2 protein-coding genes are annotated in these 2,452 nt (G+C 52.8%); both read left to right on the top strand.

Going from position 1 to position 2,452, the window contains the following annotated elements; genetic code table 11:
* Positions 1-84 precede the first annotated feature (84 nt).
* Positions 85-1,608, top strand: coding sequence for an IS21 family transposase (istA, locus tag AC13CS_RS00015; RefSeq protein WP_375334494.1), 1,524 nt, complete (start codon positions 85-87; stop codon positions 1,606-1,608).
* Between the two features lie 20 nt (positions 1,609-1,628).
* A complete protein-coding gene (istB, locus tag AC13CS_RS00010) occupies positions 1,629-2,360 on the top strand; it encodes an IS21-like element helper ATPase IstB (RefSeq protein ID WP_127136804.1) in 732 nt (243 codons plus the stop codon).
* The last annotated feature ends 92 nt before the right edge of the window (positions 2,361-2,452 follow it).

Below are 2,452 nucleotides of genomic sequence, written 5' to 3'. Positions count from 1 at the left end.
GTGAGCCACTAAAAAGATCGATTCTATTTGAGTGTTGCGATGGTTTCTTTTGTAAAAAAGACCATGGCGAACAAACAGATAGATATGCGAAAGGCAAAAAGGATTTACAAATTGTACGGCGAGGGGGCCAGCAAGCGACGGATCAGCAAGGAACTTGGCATCTCCCGCAACACGGTGGCCAAGTACATCGAGTTCTTCAAGTGCTACAGGCTGACGCCCTACGAGGTCTCGGAGATGACCCTGGAGGAGATCCACAGGCTCTTCAAGGCGGACCAAAAGCCCAAGAGCGAACAGCTGAGGACCTTAGAGCGGTACTTCCCTTATTTTGACAAGGAACTCCGCAAAACGGGGGTCACGCGCCAGTTGCTCTGGGAAGAGTATTATGCGAAGCACCCAGACGGGTTCAAGCTCTCCCAGTTCAGGTACTGGTACCGTGAATGGACAAAGGAGACATCGCCAGTGATGCACTTCACCCATAAGGCGGGCGACAAGCTCTTCATCGATTTTACGGGCAAAAAGCTCCATATAACGGACAAATATACGGGAGAGATCCAGGAACTCGAGGTATACCTGTGCGTACTGGGCAGCAGCCATTACACCTACGTGGAGGCCTGTCGGAGCCAGAAACTGGAGGACTTCATGCGATGTACCGAGAACGCACTGTGGTTCTATGGCGGGGTCCCCCGTGCCCTGGTGACCGACAACCTGAAGTCGGCAGTCACCAAGAGCAGCAGTTACGAGCCGAAGGTCAACGAGGCCTTTGCCGATTTTGCGGAGCATTACGATACCGCCGTGCTGCCGACAAGGGCCTACAGGCCAAGGGACAAGGCCATCGTGGAGAACGCGGTGCGCATTGTCTATACCAGGGTGTTCGCCCCTTTGCGCAACAGCACCTTCCACAGTGTGGGCGAGATCAACAGGGCCATCCTGGAACTGCTAAGGGCCCATAACAATATTTCCTTCAGGGGAAGGGAATACTCCAGGTGTTCCCTCTTCCGGGAAGTGGAGGTGCCGGAGCTCGGTCCCCTTCCCTTGAAACGATATGAGATAAGATCTTATGCAAAGGGAACGGTCCACAAGAACAGCCATATCTACCTTGGCAGGGACAAGCACTACTACAGTGTTCCCTACAGGCACATCGGCAAACAGGTGAAGATCGTCTACACGGACAGCTTCGTGGAGATATACCACAGGCACGAACGTTTGGCCGTCCATGAAAGAAAGAGGCAACGCTACGGCTATACCACCGCAGCGGAACATATGCCCTCCCACCACAGGTTCGTCAGCGAATGGAGCAGCGAGAAGTTCATCTCCTGGGCCGCGCACATCGGCGAGAACTGCAAGGGGTACATCATCGGGATACTCGACAAGAAACAACATCCGGAACAATCCTATAAATCCTGCATGGGCATACTGCACCTGGCCAAGAAGGTCGGCAACCAACGGCTGGACAATGCCTGCAGGCGGGCATCGGACTATGGGGCCTATAATTACAGCATGGTGGAGCGGATACTGAAAAAAGGGTGGGACACCCTGGAGGACGACCCGGAGGATACCTCCGAGGTCCCGGACCACGATAACATCAGGGGAGGAAACTATTATAAATGACAAACATTAAAACAGACAACATGAACACAAAGACATTGGAACAGATGAAACAGCTCAGGCTCCACGGGATGCTCAGGGCCTTTGACACCAGCCTCTCGCCCGAGAGCATGGACTATACCAACGATGAACTGGTGGCCTATCTGGTACAGTCCGAATGGGACGATAGGCACAACCGCAAGATCGAGCGCCTGACAAAGGCCGCAAGGTTCAGGTACGGTGCCGTTATGGAGGCCATCGATTACGGCCCTGGAAGGAACATCGACAGGAACAGGATACAGCGCTACGCCTCCTGTGGATTTATACGCAAGGGTGAAAATATGCTCATTACCGGGAGCACCGGGGTCGGCAAGAGCTATCTGGCCTCCGCCATCGGGCACCAGGCCTGCTCAATGGGGCACAGGACCATGTACTTCAACACGGCCAAACTCTTTACCTTGCTCAAAACCTCAAAGGCGGACGGGTCCTATCTAAAATTCATTGGAAAACTTGAAAAACAGGACCTGCTCATACTGGATGACTTTGGCCTAAAACCATTGGACAACATCAACAGGCACTCTTTGATGGAGATCATAGAGGACAGGCACGGCAAAAGGTCCACCATTATAGCCTCACAACTGCCCGTGGAGGCATGGCACGATGTCATCGGTGAAAAAACGATCGCCGACGCCATCCTTGACCGGCTGGTGCACTCGGCTCACAGGGTGGACATAAAAGGGGAATCAATGAGAAAAAAAATTAAAAATAAACGTTAACTTCAGCACCAAAATGAGTCGATCTCGTGCACTTGATTTGCACTGCTCACTTTCATCCGCCGCAGGTGGTATACATTGACCGCCCTATCCAC

It is taken from the genome of Flagellimonas sp. B-3 (assembly GCF_056857835.1).
This window is presented reverse-complemented; position numbering and strand designations above follow the sequence as displayed.